The following is a 15592-nucleotide window of genomic DNA, read 5'->3' on the forward strand; positions in this document are numbered from 1 at the left end:
CAGTGTGTGGAGTAGGTTTTGGAGTGGAACCAGCAACAAGAACTTTGCAATAAAGGAATAAAAAAGAAGAATCTCAAATTAGAACAACGGACAAAATTCAGCGTGTGACATGAATTCTACTGCTGTACAAAGAAAGTGTGAAAGAAAATAACGGAATAGGTATTCCTACATAGAAAATGCCGAGGCACCCATTCGTTAGAAGTTACCGCTTCAGTAACACTCAAGTCAACCCATCAGAGAAAAATAGATTCAGGTGACTCACTGCCTCTCAATGGCAAAATTATCAAAATCAAAGAACTAGTTGGGCACGATCGCAGCTTTCAACGTTCGACAAAAATCAGCAATATCCTGTAAACCTTTTTCGGGCGATGAATCGGCTAAGCGTTTGACAAAGGCGCTACCCACAATGACCCCATCTGCGCCCCATTCCATCGCTTGCCGCGCATGTTCCGGCTGAGAAATGCCAAACCCAACTCCAATAGGTTTATCTGTCACGCTGCGTAAGTCTAGGATCATATCTTTCACGCGAGATTCCATCTGGGCACGCATTCCAGTTACTCCCGTCGTGCTGACCAGATAGATAAATCCTTGCGACTGCTCAGCGATCGCTGTCAGTCGCTCTTTGGGCGTAGTGGGAGCGACTAGCAGCGTTAACTCAATCCCATGAGCGGCAGCAGGCTTGAGCAAAACCTCTGCTTCTTCAAGCGGCAAATCGGGCACGACTAACCCTTTCACTCCAGCCGTGGCAATCTGCTGCAAAAATGAGTCAACGCCCCGGTTCAAAATCGGGTTGTAGTAAGTGAATAAGATGATGGGCGATCGCAAGCGAGGACTCACCTGCTGCACCACTTCCATCACCTGCTCAAACTTGGTTCCGCGCTGAAGCGCTCTGGTTGCCGCCGCTTGAATCACAGGTCCATCGGCTAACGGGTCAGAATACGGTACGCCTAGCTCAATTAAATCAGCACCACTTTGATCCAGCCGCTCTAATGCATTCGCGGTCATTTCTAAACTGGGGTCACCCGCCGTCACAAATGGAATTAGAGCGCATCGGGCGTGGCTCCGGAGATGCTCAAAGCGTTGAGATACAGAAGTCATGTTCAGTTTAGCCAATCATCGAATCAAGCCAATTATTCATCATTTTTTGACTCTATGGGCTTGAAAGCAGATTTCTTCTCCTGCTCAATTTCGGCTTGCAGCGTTGCCAATGCCTCTGGAGTCAGCTCATCCAGCCGCTTTTGCAAGACGGCATTTTCATAGTCACGCCGCTGCTGATGGTAGGTCATAGACCCAGTTACTGCGCGCAGCAAATAAGTTGTGAGCCAGCCCACTAGCCCAGCAAACAGAAAAACTTGGGTCCAGATACCAGCATTCGTCGCGTCTAATCCAGCTACCTGAAATGCAAAATAGATCAGTCCCGTTGCTGCACAAACGCCTAACCCAATGCCAAAAACATCAATCCGTCGCATTTAGCCCTCGACCGAACGGCGTTTAGGACGAAAGTTTAAAAATGGCGAAAGGAGCAACAACCCAGGAAAAAAGAAGAACACCAGAAAGTACATAAAGGCACGCTCAAAAGAACTTGCAATATACCAACGGGCTTGAAGGTAGAAATACAGAGCGGCTGGAATGACAACTAGAAAAGCCCCAGCGATCGCCAAATAGAGAAATGCAACAACCATAGCTTCAAAGGTATTAGCTTCAAAAAGAAAAATTTAGACTGAAATTAAGTAAAACTTCAAATTAAGTAAAACTTTTTCAGAATGGCATCATTCTACCCTTTGTAGCCCGTAAGACAAGCGATTCACGCATTGAAAAAACCAGGTAAAAGGATTGAGCGATCGCGAAAACTTTTTTTAACCATTGCATAACCCCCTAATTGATGGTGGAATAGTACGGGGTTAGTTTTTGATTATCCCTCAAGCCATGGGGGCATGGCGGAATGGTAGACGCTACGGACTTAGAATAACTGGGCCTTACTGGAGAAACTCAGTAAGTGACGGCTCTCAAATTCAGGGAAACCTACGTCTTGAGTGATTAATTAGGCGCTAAGTAGTTAGAGAAATACATATTCTCCAGTATTTAAGCTTTTCTTCTCACTTTAGATATGGCAATCCTGAGCCAAGCCAAAAAGATTGCAGATTGTGGAGATGGAAATTTAGATTGCTATCAGTCGAAAAGTCCAAATCTAGGTCTAAATTCTTTGAGGAAGGTGCAGAGACTCGACGGGAGCTACCCTAGCGCTTTTACAAACAGATCTTGTGTAAAGCGTGGGTAAAGGGAGAGTCCAATTCTCAAAGCTCATTAACGCAGTTTGAGCAGCAGCGAAAGCTGCAAGAGGATGAAAATCCGTTGACCGCAAGGTCGTGAGGGTTCAAGTCCCTCTGCCCCCATTATCTGATTAGTTGTGAGTACATAAATTTTCCCAAAGCCATTACAGAAGTTGTAGTTCGCTTGGTTTGTTGTCTTGCGATTGCTAGAAAAATGGCATTTTTTCCTCTGAAGGAAAGGCTTAAACATCGAAGAAAGTTAGACTAACCTAAAAAGGTGAGACAATTTTGACTTCCCTCGCGTATGATTACTTGACAAGTCTAATTTACAGAATCAACTAGCGCTCTAGACTAGAACGATCGCGTAGGTTCTTTAGGCTTAGGGGTTTGGCACGGGTGCATCGCAGGCATTGATTCCATTATTAGTGAGAAAAACAAACTAAAAGTAGGCTCAATACGTTTTGAGACAATACTTTAAGAAACATATATAAATACTTTGTTCCAAGCAAAGCGTGGCACTACTCACTTCTTTAAAGTAGTGTCATTCGTTTTTTGGATCGCTACTTACTCGATAGGTTGGTCAGTTGCTTTAACTTCATCACTCACCTTTATCAGTAAACCCTCATGATTAGACTGCAAATTTAAATAACCTGCATACTTGAAGATAGTTAGCCTGATAATTGATTGTAAACAAGTAATTCGTAGTTCACTTTTAAACAGTGCCAGTTTTTAGAAAAGCTAACTTTGACACACACCAAAAGCTAATGGTGAAAGAATCGAATTCCTACAAACCCTGCGTTTAAGTATTTTGAGTGTTTATGACGATTGGGGAGCCAAAAGACATCCAGAAGAATGAACAACCCTACCGATCAAGGCATGGGGTGAACATTCAGCAATCTCAAGAAACTATCTACAATTTTTTGCTAGAGATTGTAAAAAAGTGGCCTCCTGAAGAAGTGCTGCTAGAGTTCAAGCGGCTGTTTATTTTCCATGTTGACTCGATCAGTTCAGGGGCAATACAAGCGGTTTATGATATTGTTTTTTCTAACAATCAAGAAGATTTTAGGAATACTCTGAAGCGAGCTTGTTACATTCTAATTAATAACTGGGATGCAAGTAGAAATTACAAACCCATTCGAGAACTGATTCAACTTTTCTGTGATCCGTCTTTTAATCGACATACTGCTTCCCCAACACTGAAGCGATTGAGATTTTGGATCAATGAGTTTGTAGCAAGTAAAGATTTTGAAGAACTAAAACTCTTTACGTCTCGTTATGAAGATCAGAATAAAGGACCATGGTCTTCTCGTTACACTTCCTACCTGCTGGTTCCACAATATATTGATCTTAAGAATCCGATTGAGCAACGAGAGGCGGCAAGAGCGCTCTCTAAACAGTTAAAAGATCGCTTCAAATTTGATTTGGCAATGTTTATTGCGCGCTCGCAAACTCGCTCTACAGATGTTAATAGTCCTTCCAAAAACCCAACCGCTCTTGGAGATGAAGCGCTGCGGCTCATCAAGATGATCGTGGCCCGGAAGGGGCAATTTAGCTATGTCAATATAGCTAATATTTTTCTCAGCCAAATTGACCAATTAACATTTAGGGGATTTAAGCAAAGTCTCCAAAAATATCTGACATTTTCCGTAGAAAACAAAGTCTTTGCAGATTCAATTAGAGAGAAACTAAATGAAAAACTGGAAGATCTTTATTCTCGGCATGATGAAGAAACTGTCTCAACCGCACTAATTTTAAGAACTTGCAATCGAGTGATTGATCTACTAACAACAGACAATCAAACTGAACCTTCTTTACTGTTTATTCAACTCCTATCTCAAGGTAACCCAGTCACCTTAGTGATTGTTTTTCTGAAAATTATTCTAATTTGTAAACACTCAAGAACTCACTTAGAATCTCGAATTGCTGAGTTGATCCGTTACTATCAAGAATACCCTGAATCTGATTGTGAATGGGTTGTGAGCTTTTTAGAAGTTTTCAATGTTACGTTTGCAATTTATGCCGAAAACGTTCAGTACAACTTAATTAAAATGCAGGATAAGGAAGTAGTCAAAAATCCTGAAAAGGCCTTTGATCCAGATACTTATCGCATCTTTTCTCAGTTGAAGCATATTGATAAGGTAGAACTTTTTTCCGGAACACTTCCCACAGAAGATTTGGATTTGGAAGACGAAACAATTGATTGATTGCGAGATTAATGATTCATTTGTTCATCCAACCAAGCCAGCCCTGCACCCATCGCTTCAGATGTCACACTGACTAATCGATACAGAGCCACAACGCCCAAAAGCAACCCCGCTTGAAAATCGTGACTCAATAACGCGATCGCGGTTGCTTCAAATACTCCTATGCCACCGGGTGCGCCGGGAACTAGCAGACCGATTAGCCAGGATAAGCTAAATCCACTCAGCAAAAGCGGAACTTGCCCTATGTTAAAGGGTGCGATCGCCCAAAATGTGATTAAAAATCCCCCCCCTCTTAACAAGAGGAAGCCTAATCCTCCTAGCAAAGGTAACACTGGGTAATGCAATAACCTAACTGAGAGTGTATTTTCTGAAGACCTTGCCGTTTTTTGCTTCAGCCTGCTCAAATATGCAATTACAGGATTAATAGCCCGTGGATGGATTGCCAAGAGTACGCTGACCAAGCCTAGCCATTGCAACCACAAACCTACAGTACCGTAAGCAATAACGGTCTGATTTGCTGACAGTCCCACTAGCAAAGCCGCTGCTGCCATCAGCAGTGGCTCTAGCAACACCGTCACCGTGGCAGCTTCTAACGAAGCACCCGCAGCGGTAGCTGCGTTAATCCGACCATAATAATGCCAGATATTACCGGGAAGATATTTTGCAATATTAGTTTGAAGATACGCCTGAATGATTTGTCCGCTGTCTACTAATTGTTGAAAATCACGGCGGAGCGTTTGGCTCCAGACCCAGCCTGCACAGATGTGAGCCGATAATGTGATTCCTAAGGCGATCGCTAAACACGCCCAGCCTGCACCATCTAAGTGCAACGAAGTAACATTTCGCCAGTTCTGCCTGAGGATGCCTACTAAAAAAAAGACGCTGGCACCCAAAATAACCCAACGTATCAGCGGCTTGAGCCGAGGTAAAATGGACTTCATAAGCTAAGCCAGCAAAATAAGCACGTTAGAAGTTCTAACGCGCTCGTATTAGAAATCTGCTTAGTTACATTCAACTTTACAAGTCGAAATAACACTCAACTTAAATAATTTTTAGCGTTCTCAGGCCAAAGAAAAGCCCTATTGCCAAACCGAAGGTACCGCCCAAAATTGCAATGTAGGAAATTACAGCAGTCATCTTAAACCCGGCTCCATATTCATCGAACAAAATTCATCTAAACAAACTATACAAAAGAATTACCATCAGTAGTGCAGTAGAATCAGCGCACAAACGTTTTTCGCACCCTCGTCATTTTAATCGTGTCAAAGCAGTCGGTTATTTCGGTTTCTCTTCCGCAACGCTCCTACGAGATTGTGATTACGCCTAACGGGTTGAGCCAGGTCGGTTCACGGCTCCAGTCTTTACAGGTTGGGCAGAAAGTATTACTTGTGTCTAATCCTGCGATTTTTCGACACTATGGTGAAGCCGCGATCGCATCCTTATCCGCCGCCGGCTTTTCGGTCGCAATCTGTCTCCTGCCTGCTGGGGAACGTTATAAAACTCCTGCGACGCTCCAAAAAATTTATGATGCGGCGTTGGCACATCGCATAGAGCGATCCTCGACCTTTGTTGCCCTCGGCGGTGGCGTGATCGGCGATATGACGGGTTTCGCGGCGGCGACTTGGCTCCGGGGAGTGCAGGTGGTGCAGGTGCCAACGTCTCTACTAGCAATGATTGATGCCGCAATTGGCGGTAAAACCGGGGTCAACCATCCCCAGGGCAAAAATTTGATCGGCGCTTTTCATCAACCTCGTCTCGTGTTGGTTGATCCAGAAGTGCTAACAACCCTGCCGTCTAGAGAATTTCGGGCTGGGATGGCAGAGGTAATTAAGTACGGAGTTATTTGGGATAAAGATTTATTTTCCTTGCTAGAACAAGCTCCTCGATTGGATCGGTTAGCGGCTCTTGGTGAAGACCGATTGCAAGAGATTTTAACGCGCTCGTGTGAGGCAAAGGCGCATGTCGTCAGCAAGGATGAAAAAGAAGCAGGACTCCGAGCTATTTTGAACTATGGGCATACCATTGGACATGCGGTGGAGAGCCTAACGGGTTACCGAGTCGTCAATCATGGCGAAGGCGTTGCGATCGGCATGGCTGCTGCCGCAAAAATTGCGAACGCGATGAATCTATGGGAATCGATCGCAACAGAGCGGCAAACTGCCCTGATTACAAAAGCTGGATTACCCACTCAGCTACCCAAAGGTATAGAGATTGAGGCAATTTTAGAGACGCTACAAACCGATAAGAAAGTGGAAGTAGGGCGAGTCCGATTTGTACTACCAACTCAAATTGGAGCAGCAATCGTCACTAATCAAGTCTCAACCGAAGTAATACGGTCTGTCCTTGAACAAATGCTAATGGCTTAACGATATAAACAATTGCTTATTATGATTACTAACAAACATGATTAAACTTATCGAAAACTTACCCTCGTTGGTTTGGCAGAACTTCAATATCCAAGCCGAGGTTACCTATGAATTCTCAACTTTGTAGCCTAAGTCTGCTAGGTCACTACGGGAATAACGCCATTTGGGCTGCACTTTAACAAATAGCTCAAGGTACACCTTGCCCGCAATCAATTTCTGAATCTGTTGTCGGGCGGAGGTGCCAATTTCTTTGAGCATACTGCCTCCTTTGCCTATCAAAATCCCTTTTTGGGAAGGGCGCTCAACATGAATAGTTGCTAGAACACGGGTAAGCGTCGGTTCCTCATCCACTCGGTCGATCGCGATCGCGGTAGAGTGGGGGACTTCTTCACGAGTCAGCCTCAGCACTTGTTCGCGAATGAGTTCGCCCATAATAAACCGCTCTGGTTGGTCTGTGACTAAATCAGGTGGATAGTAGTAAGGTCCTAATTCAAGGCGCTGAATAAGTTGCTGTAGCAAAGCTTCCATGCCATCTCCGGTGATTGCAGAGAAAAGCGCGATCATCCAGCCGTATTCATCTGCCAAATCGGTATAGCTTGCCACAATCGTCTCAGAGTTTGAGGACTGCTGGTCGATTTTGTTAATGCCTAAAATGACCGGAATTGGGCAATGCTTTGCCAGTTCTGCAATAAAGCGATCGCCTTTGCCGACCTCCACAGCGCCATCTACCACAAATAGCAATAGATCAACAGAATGCATGGCAATCTGTGCGTTTTTGACTAAAACTTCTCCGAGTTGGTGTTGCGGTTTATGAATTCCCGGTGTGTCCACAAAAATAAGCTGGGCGGCTGGAGTGGTTAAAATTCCCCGGAGTCGATTGCGAGTTGTTTGGGCGATCGGCGAGGTGATCGCAATTTTTTGTCCCACTAGCTCATTCATTAAGGTAGACTTGCCGACATTAGGACGACCGACAATACCTACAAACCCAGATTTAAATCCTAATGGGGCGGCTGGAATTAAGCCTGTTTCGGATAAGCTGCGCTCTATCAAATTGTTGTCAAAACTCTCGTCTTCAGGTGTCATGGTGTTTGTAATTACAAATGATGATGGAATCGACGCGCCCGGAATTCGCTCGCTGCTAACTGCCGTTCGTCAAATGGATTTAGAGGCGATAGTCGTTGCGCCAAGCTCACAATTTTCAGGCTGTGGTCATCAGGTTACAACAACCAAGCCAATTCGAGTAGAGCGGCGTTCTAACTATGAATATGCGATCGCTGGCACCCCAGTAGACTGCGTTCGGATTGCCCTTAGCCAACTTTGTCCTCAAGTTGAAGGCGTACTGTCTGGCATTAATGCAGGGGGAAATTTGGGAACAGACGTTTACATCTCTGGTACAGTAGCCGCTGTGCGAGAAGCAGCTATGCACCGTATTCCTAGCATTGCGCTCTCTAATTATCGTCAGAGAACATGCGAAATTGATTGGTCTATCGCAACAAGCCTAGCAATCCGAGTTCTTGAGCAACTACTGTCTGACTCGATGGAACCAGGAACTTATTGGAACGTAAATCTACCGCAGTATTCTGCTCAATCCTCAGAACCCAAACTAATATTTTGCCCTCCCTGCACTCAGCCTTTGCCAAATACTTTTCGGCTAGAAGAAAACTGCTTTTATTACAGTGGTGAATATACGGAGCGTACCTATGATGTAGGAGCTGATGTGGAGACCTGTTTTTCAGGAAACATCGCTATCACCCAACTATCACTTTAATACTCCATACAAAAAATAAACGCTTCTAAAAATTAATCCATAAGTATCCTGACTACTGGGAGCCTCTTAGGCGCAGATCGATTTGAATTACTGAGAGATCCACAACATAAGACGAGTAACAATGCATGGCAAAGTTGGTTTAAGCATCAGCACTTTGCCGTGAAACATTATATTAATGAATGTACAAAGTATTTGACACTACTGGGTAGAACCACGTAGATTTCTAAAGTGTTCCTTATTCCACATCAGATCTAAATTAAAAAGTATTGATCTCGTAAGTCACAGCAATAGAGATTACAAAAATTTTTTCTAAATGAACTTAGATTAGACAGATCGTTGTTTTGATTAGACAAGTAGACCGAGGGGCACGCCATGCTTTCAATTCGCGAAATTGTTAAGGAAGCATTTACTATTGGATGTTTAACAGTCGAAACAGAGGAGCAACTGCGTCAACTGTTAAAGACTAAATATGATGCAAAAGACTTTAGGGCTTTCATGTTGCTTCAGCACGCTGTTGTGTCTGGCTCCATTCGTCAAGAGTCTCGTGAACTCGCAACGAGCAAACAATCATTGGCGATCGCGTCTTAGCTCCACGGATTAGCAGCCCCTTGAAATGATTAATGCATAGACGGGGAAGTCTTGAAGTGAGCTCCCCCGTCTGCGGCGAGCTAGGAGGCGATCGCCGCTTCAACTTTTCTAGTAGGTTCCTTGCTTACTTTACGAGTCGTTGGCGCATCGGTGGTTTGCATGAGGAACACGAGTAAAGGAGCGCTTTGCATTTCGCGCTTGAGCATTTTGACTAATTCTCGCTCAATTTGAGTTTTCACTCCAACCCAATCAATGCTAGTCGCAACATCGGTGTAAGAAGGTGCCAATTCTTTCCAGTAATTTCGTAAAACAATCTCAATCGTTTCGCGAGTTTTGTCTTGAAACCGCGATCGCTCAATTGAAGTGACCACACCTCGGAAATGCACTTCTGGCTGAGCAACTAATTCACCCCGGTTGTTAATTGTGGCAGCAACCGTGACAATTCCTTCCCCAGCAAGTCGCTGACGCTCTTTCAGCACTTGGGCATTCACGACACCAGACCGCGACGAATCAACCAGTTCAATTCCAGAAGGCACTTTACCTGCAATCCGGATAGAATTTTCAGTTAGCTCAACCACATGGCCATTGTCGATAATGATCATATTTTCCGCTGGAACTCCTACGCTTTGAGCCGTTTGGGAGTGTTTTACCAACATCCGATGTTCACCGTGAACAGGTATGAAAAACTTGGGTCGGGTTAAGCCCAGCATCAGTTTTTGATCTTCTTGGCAACCATGCCCAGAAACATGAATTCCCTGTTCTTTGCCGTAAATTACCTTGGCTCCTAACATCATCAACTTATCAATGGTGTTCACAACGGCGATCGTGTTTCCAGGAATGGGATTCGCTGAGAATACAACCGTATCGCCTGGGCGCACTTTTATTTGCCGATGGTCGCCATTCGCGATCCGCGTCATTGCAGAAAGCGGTTCACCCTGAGAGCCTGTGGTCAAAATCAGCACGTTTTCATCTGGCACTTTTTGAATCAGATTTAATGGCTGTAATAGATCATCTTCACACTTGACATAGCCTAGATTCCGAGCATGAGCAATCACATTCAGCATGGAGCGCCCCAAGATGCCCACAACTCTGCCGTGTTTTTTAGCCAAATCCAAGATCATGTTGATCCGATGTACTGAAGACGCAAAGGTCGTTACCAATATTCTTCCCTGAGCTTGTCCAAAGACTCGATCAAGGTTGGGATACACCGCACGCTCTGAGGGAGTAAAACCAGGAAGTTCTGAGTTAGTAGAATCGCTAATCAAACACTGAACGCCTTGCTCACCATACTCAGCTAACCGCTGGAAGTCGAAAAACTCTCCGTCTACAGGCGTATGGTCAATTTTGAAGTCACCTGTGTGGATCACAACTCCAACAGGGGTGCGAATTGCAACGGTGAAGCTATCCGCCATGGAGTGGGTATTACGGATAAATTCTACAAAGAATGCAGAGCCAAGTCGCACAATGTCGCGCGGACCAACGGTACGCAGTTCGGTGCGATCGCTAACGCCAGCTTCTTCAAGCTTGTCTTGCAGCAAAGCCATTGCCAGTCGAGGGCCATAAATCACTGGTATATCGAACTGCTTCAGATGAAAAGCAATTCCGCCAATGTGATCTTCGTGCCCATGGGTAACAATCATGCCTTTAATCTTGTGGCGATTTTCCCTGAGGTAAGTCATATCGGGGAGAACAATATTCACTCCGTGCATCCCATCGGTTGGAAAGGCAAGACCAGCATCTAACAGAATAATTTCATCGTTAAATTCAAACACACAAGTGTTTTTGCCAATCTCATGGAGACCACCAAGCGGAATGATTTTTAGAGCAGTTGCAGAATTTGTTTTGGTCATTTGCATTAATTTAGATAGAAAGATTTTGAGTTAAAGAAAGTTCAGAGGTCGTTGAGAGACTGTTGATCGAAAATCGTAGTACTCGGAAGAACAACAATTTGGTGAAGCTGAGTTGAAGAATAAAGATGAATGTGAGCGGATCTGAAGAGAAAACGAAATTTGAAATGTTTATCTTCATGTTTCTACAATGTTGAGCAGACATTATTCAGTTGTAGAAAGCTTAAATAAGCAGTGCTAGAGAAGTGCTAATTCTGCTAGGACTGATTTCAACGTTTGGATGACTTCAGATGGAGCATCGGCAAGCGGAGAACGAGTGGAGCCAACCTTCCAGCCCTGGATTTGCAGTGCCGCTTTCACCGGAATTGGGTTGGTGGTCAAAAACAATGCCTTGAACAAAGGAAACAAAGCAAGATGAGTTTGGATAGCTGCTTGAATATTGCCATCAAAAAAAGCTTGAATCATCGATTGAATCTTCGGTCCGACAAGATGACTTGCGACACTAATAACTCCATGACCTCCAACTGCCAGTAAAGGCAAGGTCAGCGAATCATCTCCAGCGTAGATGGCAAAGTCATTAGGAGTAGAGCGGCGAATTTGGCTAACCTGATCTAGATTACCGCTTGCTTCTTTGATTGCTACAACGTTAGCAATTTCTGAGAGACGAATGACTGTTTCTGGCAAAAGGTTTTGCCCAGTTCTCCCTGGTATGTTGTACAGCACCATTGGCAGATCGGAAGTTGATTCAGCGATCTCCTTAAAGTGACGATACATACCTGCCTGGGGCGGCTTATTGTAGTAGGGAACGACTTGCAGTGAGCCATCTACACCTAGTTTAGCTGCTTTTTGAGTGGCTTCGATGGCTTCTTGCGTCGAATTTGATCCCGTACCTGCAATTATCTTCGCTTTTCCCGCTACAGCCTGCTGGATTACGCGAAACAACTCATATTCTTCACTCCAAGTCAGAGTAGGTGATTCACCTGTGGTGCCACACACGACTAAGGCATCACTACCGTTGTTAACCAAATAGTCAGCTAGTTTCTCTGCGATCGCGTAATCCACAGCGCCATCTTCAGTAAATGGCGTGATCATCGCGGTTAAGACTCGTCCAAAATTCACCACACGTTGTTGATCTATAAAAGGTTACTACACATAATTGCTGCTCACTTTATTAAGCAGGTTACTCCATACTGCTCATCAAGTCATTGCCACTATAGGCTTAAGTGAATGCTTTTGCACTAACAACTCAGCGATTTGAATTGCATTAAGGGCTGCCCCTTTACGAATTTGGTCGCCACACAGCCAGAGTTCCAAACCACAAGAATGAGAAATATCCTGGCGAATTCGACCTACCAACACATTATCTTCTCCGCTTGCATCAATAGGCATTGGAAAATAATTTGCCGACCAATCCTCTACTAAGCGTACTCCAGAAGCATGGCTCAAAATTTCTCTTGCTTGAGCCACACTAAATGGTTGCTTAAACTCTAGATTAATCGCTTCTGAATGAGCACGCATTACGGGAACCCGTATGCAGGTTGGAGTAATATGCAAATCGGGCACTCCAAAGATTTTGCGCGTCTCGTTGACCATCTTCATCTCCTCCTCACAGTAACCCTGCTCATTTAGCTTAGAGTTGTGCGGAAAAAGATTGAATGCTAAGGGATAAGGGAATATGTCAGCTACTGGCTCTTGCCCATTTAGGATAGCTTGCGCCTGTGTTTTCATCTCCTCCATTGCCCGTGCGCCAGCGCCACTCGCAGATTGATAGGTGGCGGCAACGATCCGTTGAATAGGCTGAACTTGATGCAACGGATAAATTGCCACTGCCATCAGAATAGTTGTGCAATTGGGATTGGCAATAAGCCCCTGATGACGTTCTGCGGCCTGGGGGTTTACTTCGGGTACGATCAGCGGCACTTTGGCATCCATCCGAAACGCACTAGAATTGTCTATTACCACCGCTCCTGCCGCAATCGCTTTGGGTGCCCAAGCTTTGGAAATGGATGCTCCCGCTGAAGCCAGCACTAAATCAATGTCATCAAAGGAGCGATCGCTGACTGCCTCAACAACCAATGGGTTTCCCCGAAATTGAAGTGTTTGTCCTGCCGAGCGCGGAGAAGCCAGTAGCTTTAGCTGAGATACAGGAAAATGACGTTCTTCCAACAACGTCATCAACTCAGTACCGACAGCTCCCGTTGCGCCCAGTATGGCAACTCGATAGGATTCAACCAAATTACATATCCTCCAGAAGATTATTGATTAAGTAATTTTTAATATAAAATCTGGTGGTAATCATCGTAGTTCGTATACATCCAGCTTTAGAGTCAATCGGCAACAATAGCGTTGCCAAAGCTTCCATAACAGGCTTATTTTTTAAGGTACGCACAAGATTTTAGCGGATTCTTAATTATTTGATTAAAAGCTTGAGTTATAGCGCTTCATATCAGGCTATCACTTCTTATCCTCTTTGCTTATTTACCTTAAAAAGTGAGGCTAAAACTCTAACCTATACCGAATCTTTGGGAGGAAATTTAGGTTCCGGCGGTGAGGCATCGTCCATAGACGATCGGAATCCGTTAATATATCTAATTGCAGCACTGCAAACTGCATAATTTACTGCTAGCAAGTAATTTTATAAAGTAAAAGCTAAAATTAGCAGCTTCGATCAGCAAAATTATGCATTTAAGAAATTTAGGCAAAACTAGATTCTAAATTTTTTAAACAATGGTTTTTGAGAATCTGCTTGTATTCTTCTATCCTAACTCTCACGCTAAAATCACCGCAACCTCTTTAGAAATCAATGAAAGTCATCCAGGAAAAGCTTCCCGCCAGTCAAATTGGCTTGCAAATTGAAATTCCATCAGAAGTATCCAAAAAAGCCTACGAACGAGTAGTGCAGGAGTTTACACGATCAGTCAACGTTCCTGGATTTCGCAAGGGCAAAGTTCCACGTCAAGTATTAATTCAACAAATTGGGTCAAGTCGGCTTAAGGCTGCTGCTGTCGAAGAGCTAGTGGAAGACAGTATTAAAGAGGCAGTTAAGCAAGAAAATATCGAGGCTTTGGGCAACTTCCAACTGCGATCGTCCTTTGAAGATTTGGTTAGCCAATTTGACCCGATGCAACCGCTAACCTTTTCTGCATCGGTTGACGTGCAACCAAGTGTCGTCCTAACACAGTACTCAGGTTTACAGATTCAGGCAGAAGAAATAAAGCCCGATCCTAAGCAGATTGAAGCTGCGCTGCAACAGTACCGCGAGCAAATGGCCACTTTAGTTCCTGTTGAAGGGCGCACGGCTCAAATGGCAGATGTTGCTGTAGTGGACTTCAAAGGCGTGTTACGCAACGATGATCCAGAGCAAGAACCTGAACCAGTTCCTGGCGGTGAAGCTCAAGGGTTTCAACTTGAACTGACAGAAGGTCAGTTTATCCCAGGATTTATCGACGGCATTGTAGGCATGAATCCTGGCGATATGAAGGATGTACAGGCGACCTTTCCTGAAACCTACCCTCAACCTGATGTGGCTGGACGTGATGCAGTCTTTGCAATCACATTAAAGGAGCTGAAGGAAAAAGAATTTCCTGAACTAGACGATGAGTTTGCTCAAGATGCTAGTGATGGAGAGTTTCAGACTTTAGCAGAGCTACAAGCGTCTTTAGAAACTAAGTTTAAGCAAGAAGCTGAAAACAAGACAAAATCCAATAAAGAGCAAGCTGTTTTGGATGAACTGCTGAATCATGTCGAAGTCGATATTCCAGAGACATTGATTGAGCGGGAAGTTACATTCATGATCAACCAAACAGCGATGCAGCTTCAAAATCAAGGGATTGATGTTCGTCAGCTTTTTACCCAAGATATGGTTGCTCGGCTGCGTGACCAGTCTCGACCCGACGCAACTCAGCGTATCAAGCGCACACTAGCCATGGGCGAAGTGGCAAAACAAGAATCTATTCAAGTTCAACCTGATGAGCTAGCTACAAAGGTCGCTGAGCTTTTGAAAGAATTGGAAGATCAGAATTATGATCAACCGATTGACCAAGAGCGCATGCAAGCCGTTGTTTCGGAAGATTTATTGAAAGAAAAGATTGTGGATTGGCTGATTGATCATTCTACGGTTGAGCTTGTTCCAGCAGGTACTCTGACTAAAGAGGACGCAGACGTTGAAGAACTAGCTGAGGAAAGCACTGAAGTTGCTGAAACAGCTCAAGAGAGTGCCGTAGAAGTTTCTGATGTGAACGAACTTGCGGCAAAAGCCGAACCCACAACGAAAAATCAGCAATCAACCCAATCTACTGATGCTTCAAAAGCAGAAGTAGAAGTAGACGCGATCGCCGATATAAGCGAAGCAGCCGAACATGAAACTGCTGAAAAAACACGTAAATCAGCTAAGAAGTCGAAACCTATGACTACAGAAGATTAGCCTTTCTTAGTTTTTATGCTGTGTCTACCTTCTCTAAGCTAGCCAAGGATAGCTATCGGTCGGTCTTTTACAGCAAACACAAAAAGACCGATCTCTTCTAGCCTTTTCCAAGTCCTTAATGAGTTG

Annotated in this window: 14 protein-coding genes; 5 read left to right on the forward strand and 9 right to left on the reverse strand. The window is 44.3% G+C overall.

What is annotated here, in order from left to right; all coding sequences use genetic code 11:
• Positions 1 to 297: 297 nt before the first annotated feature.
• From trpA to ndhL, 3 genes are read right to left on the reverse strand one after another with little or no spacing between them, the layout of a single operon-like run.
• A complete protein-coding gene (gene trpA, locus JOY44_RS05290) occupies positions 298 to 1098 on the reverse strand; it encodes a tryptophan synthase subunit alpha (protein ID WP_171572645.1) in 801 nt (266 codons plus the stop codon).
• A gap of 32 nt (positions 1099 to 1130) precedes the next feature.
• On the reverse strand, positions 1131 to 1469 hold the full coding sequence (locus JOY44_RS05295) for a DUF3007 family protein (protein WP_171572646.1): 339 nt from the start codon (positions 1467 to 1469) through the stop codon (positions 1131 to 1133).
• Positions 1470 to 1715 (reverse strand): NAD(P)H-quinone oxidoreductase subunit L, encoded by a 246-nt coding sequence (gene ndhL / locus JOY44_RS05300; protein ID WP_281063297.1) that lies wholly within the window; start codon positions 1713 to 1715, stop codon positions 1470 to 1472.
• A 1373-nt stretch (positions 1716 to 3088) separates the two neighbouring features.
• Between ndhL and JOY44_RS05305 the strand changes: the two genes are divergently transcribed.
• Positions 3089 to 4474: a hypothetical protein gene (locus JOY44_RS05305; RefSeq protein WP_171572648.1), complete on the forward strand. Its 1386-nt coding sequence runs from the start codon at positions 3089 to 3091 to the stop codon at positions 4472 to 4474.
• A gap of 8 nt (positions 4475 to 4482) precedes the next feature.
• Here JOY44_RS05305 and JOY44_RS05310 read toward each other — a convergent pair whose 3' ends face one another.
• Together JOY44_RS05310 and JOY44_RS32315 are read right to left on the reverse strand one after the other, a co-directional pair.
• Positions 4483 to 5415: a lysylphosphatidylglycerol synthase domain-containing protein gene (locus JOY44_RS05310; protein ID WP_171572649.1), complete on the reverse strand. Its 933-nt coding sequence runs from the start codon at positions 5413 to 5415 to the stop codon at positions 4483 to 4485.
• Positions 5416 to 5515: 100 nt separating this feature from the next.
• Positions 5516 to 5611, reverse strand: coding sequence for a cytochrome b6-f complex subunit PetL (locus tag JOY44_RS32315; protein WP_171572650.1), 96 nt, complete (start codon positions 5609 to 5611; stop codon positions 5516 to 5518).
• Between the two features lie 122 nt (positions 5612 to 5733).
• Here JOY44_RS32315 and aroB point away from each other — a divergent pair, with 122 nt between their 5' ends.
• Positions 5734 to 6840: a 3-dehydroquinate synthase gene (gene aroB, locus JOY44_RS05320; protein ID WP_171572651.1), complete on the forward strand. Its 1107-nt coding sequence runs from the start codon at positions 5734 to 5736 to the stop codon at positions 6838 to 6840.
• A 105-nt stretch (positions 6841 to 6945) separates the two neighbouring features.
• Here the strand turns inward: aroB and era are convergent, their stop codons facing one another.
• Positions 6946 to 7923: a GTPase Era gene (gene era / locus JOY44_RS05325; protein WP_171572652.1), complete on the reverse strand. Its 978-nt coding sequence runs from the start codon at positions 7921 to 7923 to the stop codon at positions 6946 to 6948.
• Between era and surE the strand changes: the two genes are divergently transcribed.
• On the forward strand, positions 7922 to 8608 hold the full coding sequence (gene surE, locus JOY44_RS05330; protein WP_171572653.1) for a 5'/3'-nucleotidase SurE: 687 nt from the start codon (positions 7922 to 7924) through the stop codon (positions 8606 to 8608). The genes era and surE overlap by 2 nt on opposite strands.
• A 372-nt stretch (positions 8609 to 8980) precedes the next feature.
• Positions 8981 to 9196, forward strand: a complete 216-nt coding sequence (locus tag JOY44_RS05335) for a hypothetical protein (RefSeq protein WP_171572654.1) — start codon at positions 8981 to 8983, stop codon at positions 9194 to 9196.
• A gap of 80 nt (positions 9197 to 9276) precedes the next feature.
• On the opposite strand, the gene JOY44_RS05340 is transcribed toward JOY44_RS05335, so the two are convergent.
• From JOY44_RS05340 to JOY44_RS05350, 3 genes are all read right to left on the reverse strand, one after another.
• The gene (locus tag JOY44_RS05340; RefSeq protein ID WP_171572655.1) at positions 9277 to 11046 is read right to left on the reverse strand and encodes a ribonuclease J; all 1770 of its coding nucleotides are present in this window, start codon (positions 11044 to 11046) and stop codon (positions 9277 to 9279) included.
• A 234-nt stretch (positions 11047 to 11280) separates the two neighbouring features.
• Positions 11281 to 12165 carry a 4-hydroxy-tetrahydrodipicolinate synthase gene (dapA, locus tag JOY44_RS05345; RefSeq protein WP_171572656.1) on the reverse strand — a complete coding sequence of 295 codons (885 nt, stop codon included), beginning with the start codon at positions 12163 to 12165 and terminating at the stop codon, positions 11281 to 11283.
• 75 nt (positions 12166 to 12240) lie between these two features.
• The gene (locus tag JOY44_RS05350; RefSeq protein WP_171572657.1) at positions 12241 to 13278 is read right to left on the reverse strand and encodes an aspartate-semialdehyde dehydrogenase; all 1038 of its coding nucleotides are present in this window, start codon (positions 13276 to 13278) and stop codon (positions 12241 to 12243) included.
• A 568-nt stretch (positions 13279 to 13846) separates the two neighbouring features.
• On the opposite strand from JOY44_RS05350, the gene tig reads away from it, so the two are divergent.
• Positions 13847 to 15466, forward strand: a complete 1620-nt coding sequence (gene tig, locus JOY44_RS05355) for a trigger factor (RefSeq protein WP_171572658.1) — start codon at positions 13847 to 13849, stop codon at positions 15464 to 15466.
• The last annotated feature ends 126 nt before the right edge of the window (positions 15467 to 15592 follow it).

The sequence above is a fragment of the Leptolyngbya sp. Cla-17 genome, from assembly GCF_016807185.1.
GTDB lineage: Bacteria > Cyanobacteriota > Cyanobacteriia > Leptolyngbyales > Leptolyngbyaceae > ULC077BIN1.

Bases quoted from the DNA above. Each gene is read 5' to 3' on its own strand.
- trpA (WP_171572645.1), bottom strand. From the start codon at position 1,098: ATGACTTCTGTATCTCAACGCTTTGAGCATCTCCGGAGCCACGCCCGA.
- JOY44_RS05295 (WP_171572646.1), bottom strand. From the start codon at position 1,469: ATGCGACGGATTGATGTTTTTGGCATTGGGTTAGGCGTTTGTGCAGCA.
- JOY44_RS05305 (WP_171572648.1), top strand. From the start codon at position 3,089: ATGACGATTGGGGAGCCAAAAGACATCCAGAAGAATGAACAACCCTAC.
- JOY44_RS05310 (WP_171572649.1), bottom strand. From the start codon at position 5,415: ATGAAGTCCATTTTACCTCGGCTCAAGCCGCTGATACGTTGGGTTATT.
- JOY44_RS32315 (WP_171572650.1), bottom strand. From the start codon at position 5,611: ATGACTGCTGTAATTTCCTACATTGCAATTTTGGGCGGTACCTTCGGT.
- surE (WP_171572653.1), top strand. From the start codon at position 7,922: ATGGTGTTTGTAATTACAAATGATGATGGAATCGACGCGCCCGGAATT.
- era (WP_171572652.1), bottom strand. From the start codon at position 7,923: ATGACACCTGAAGACGAGAGTTTTGACAACAATTTGATAGAGCGCAGC.
- JOY44_RS05335 (WP_171572654.1), top strand. From the start codon at position 8,981: ATGCTTTCAATTCGCGAAATTGTTAAGGAAGCATTTACTATTGGATGT.
- JOY44_RS05340 (WP_171572655.1), bottom strand. From the start codon at position 11,046: ATGACCAAAACAAATTCTGCAACTGCTCTAAAAATCATTCCGCTTGGT.
- tig (WP_171572658.1), top strand. From the start codon at position 13,847: ATGAAAGTCATCCAGGAAAAGCTTCCCGCCAGTCAAATTGGCTTGCAA.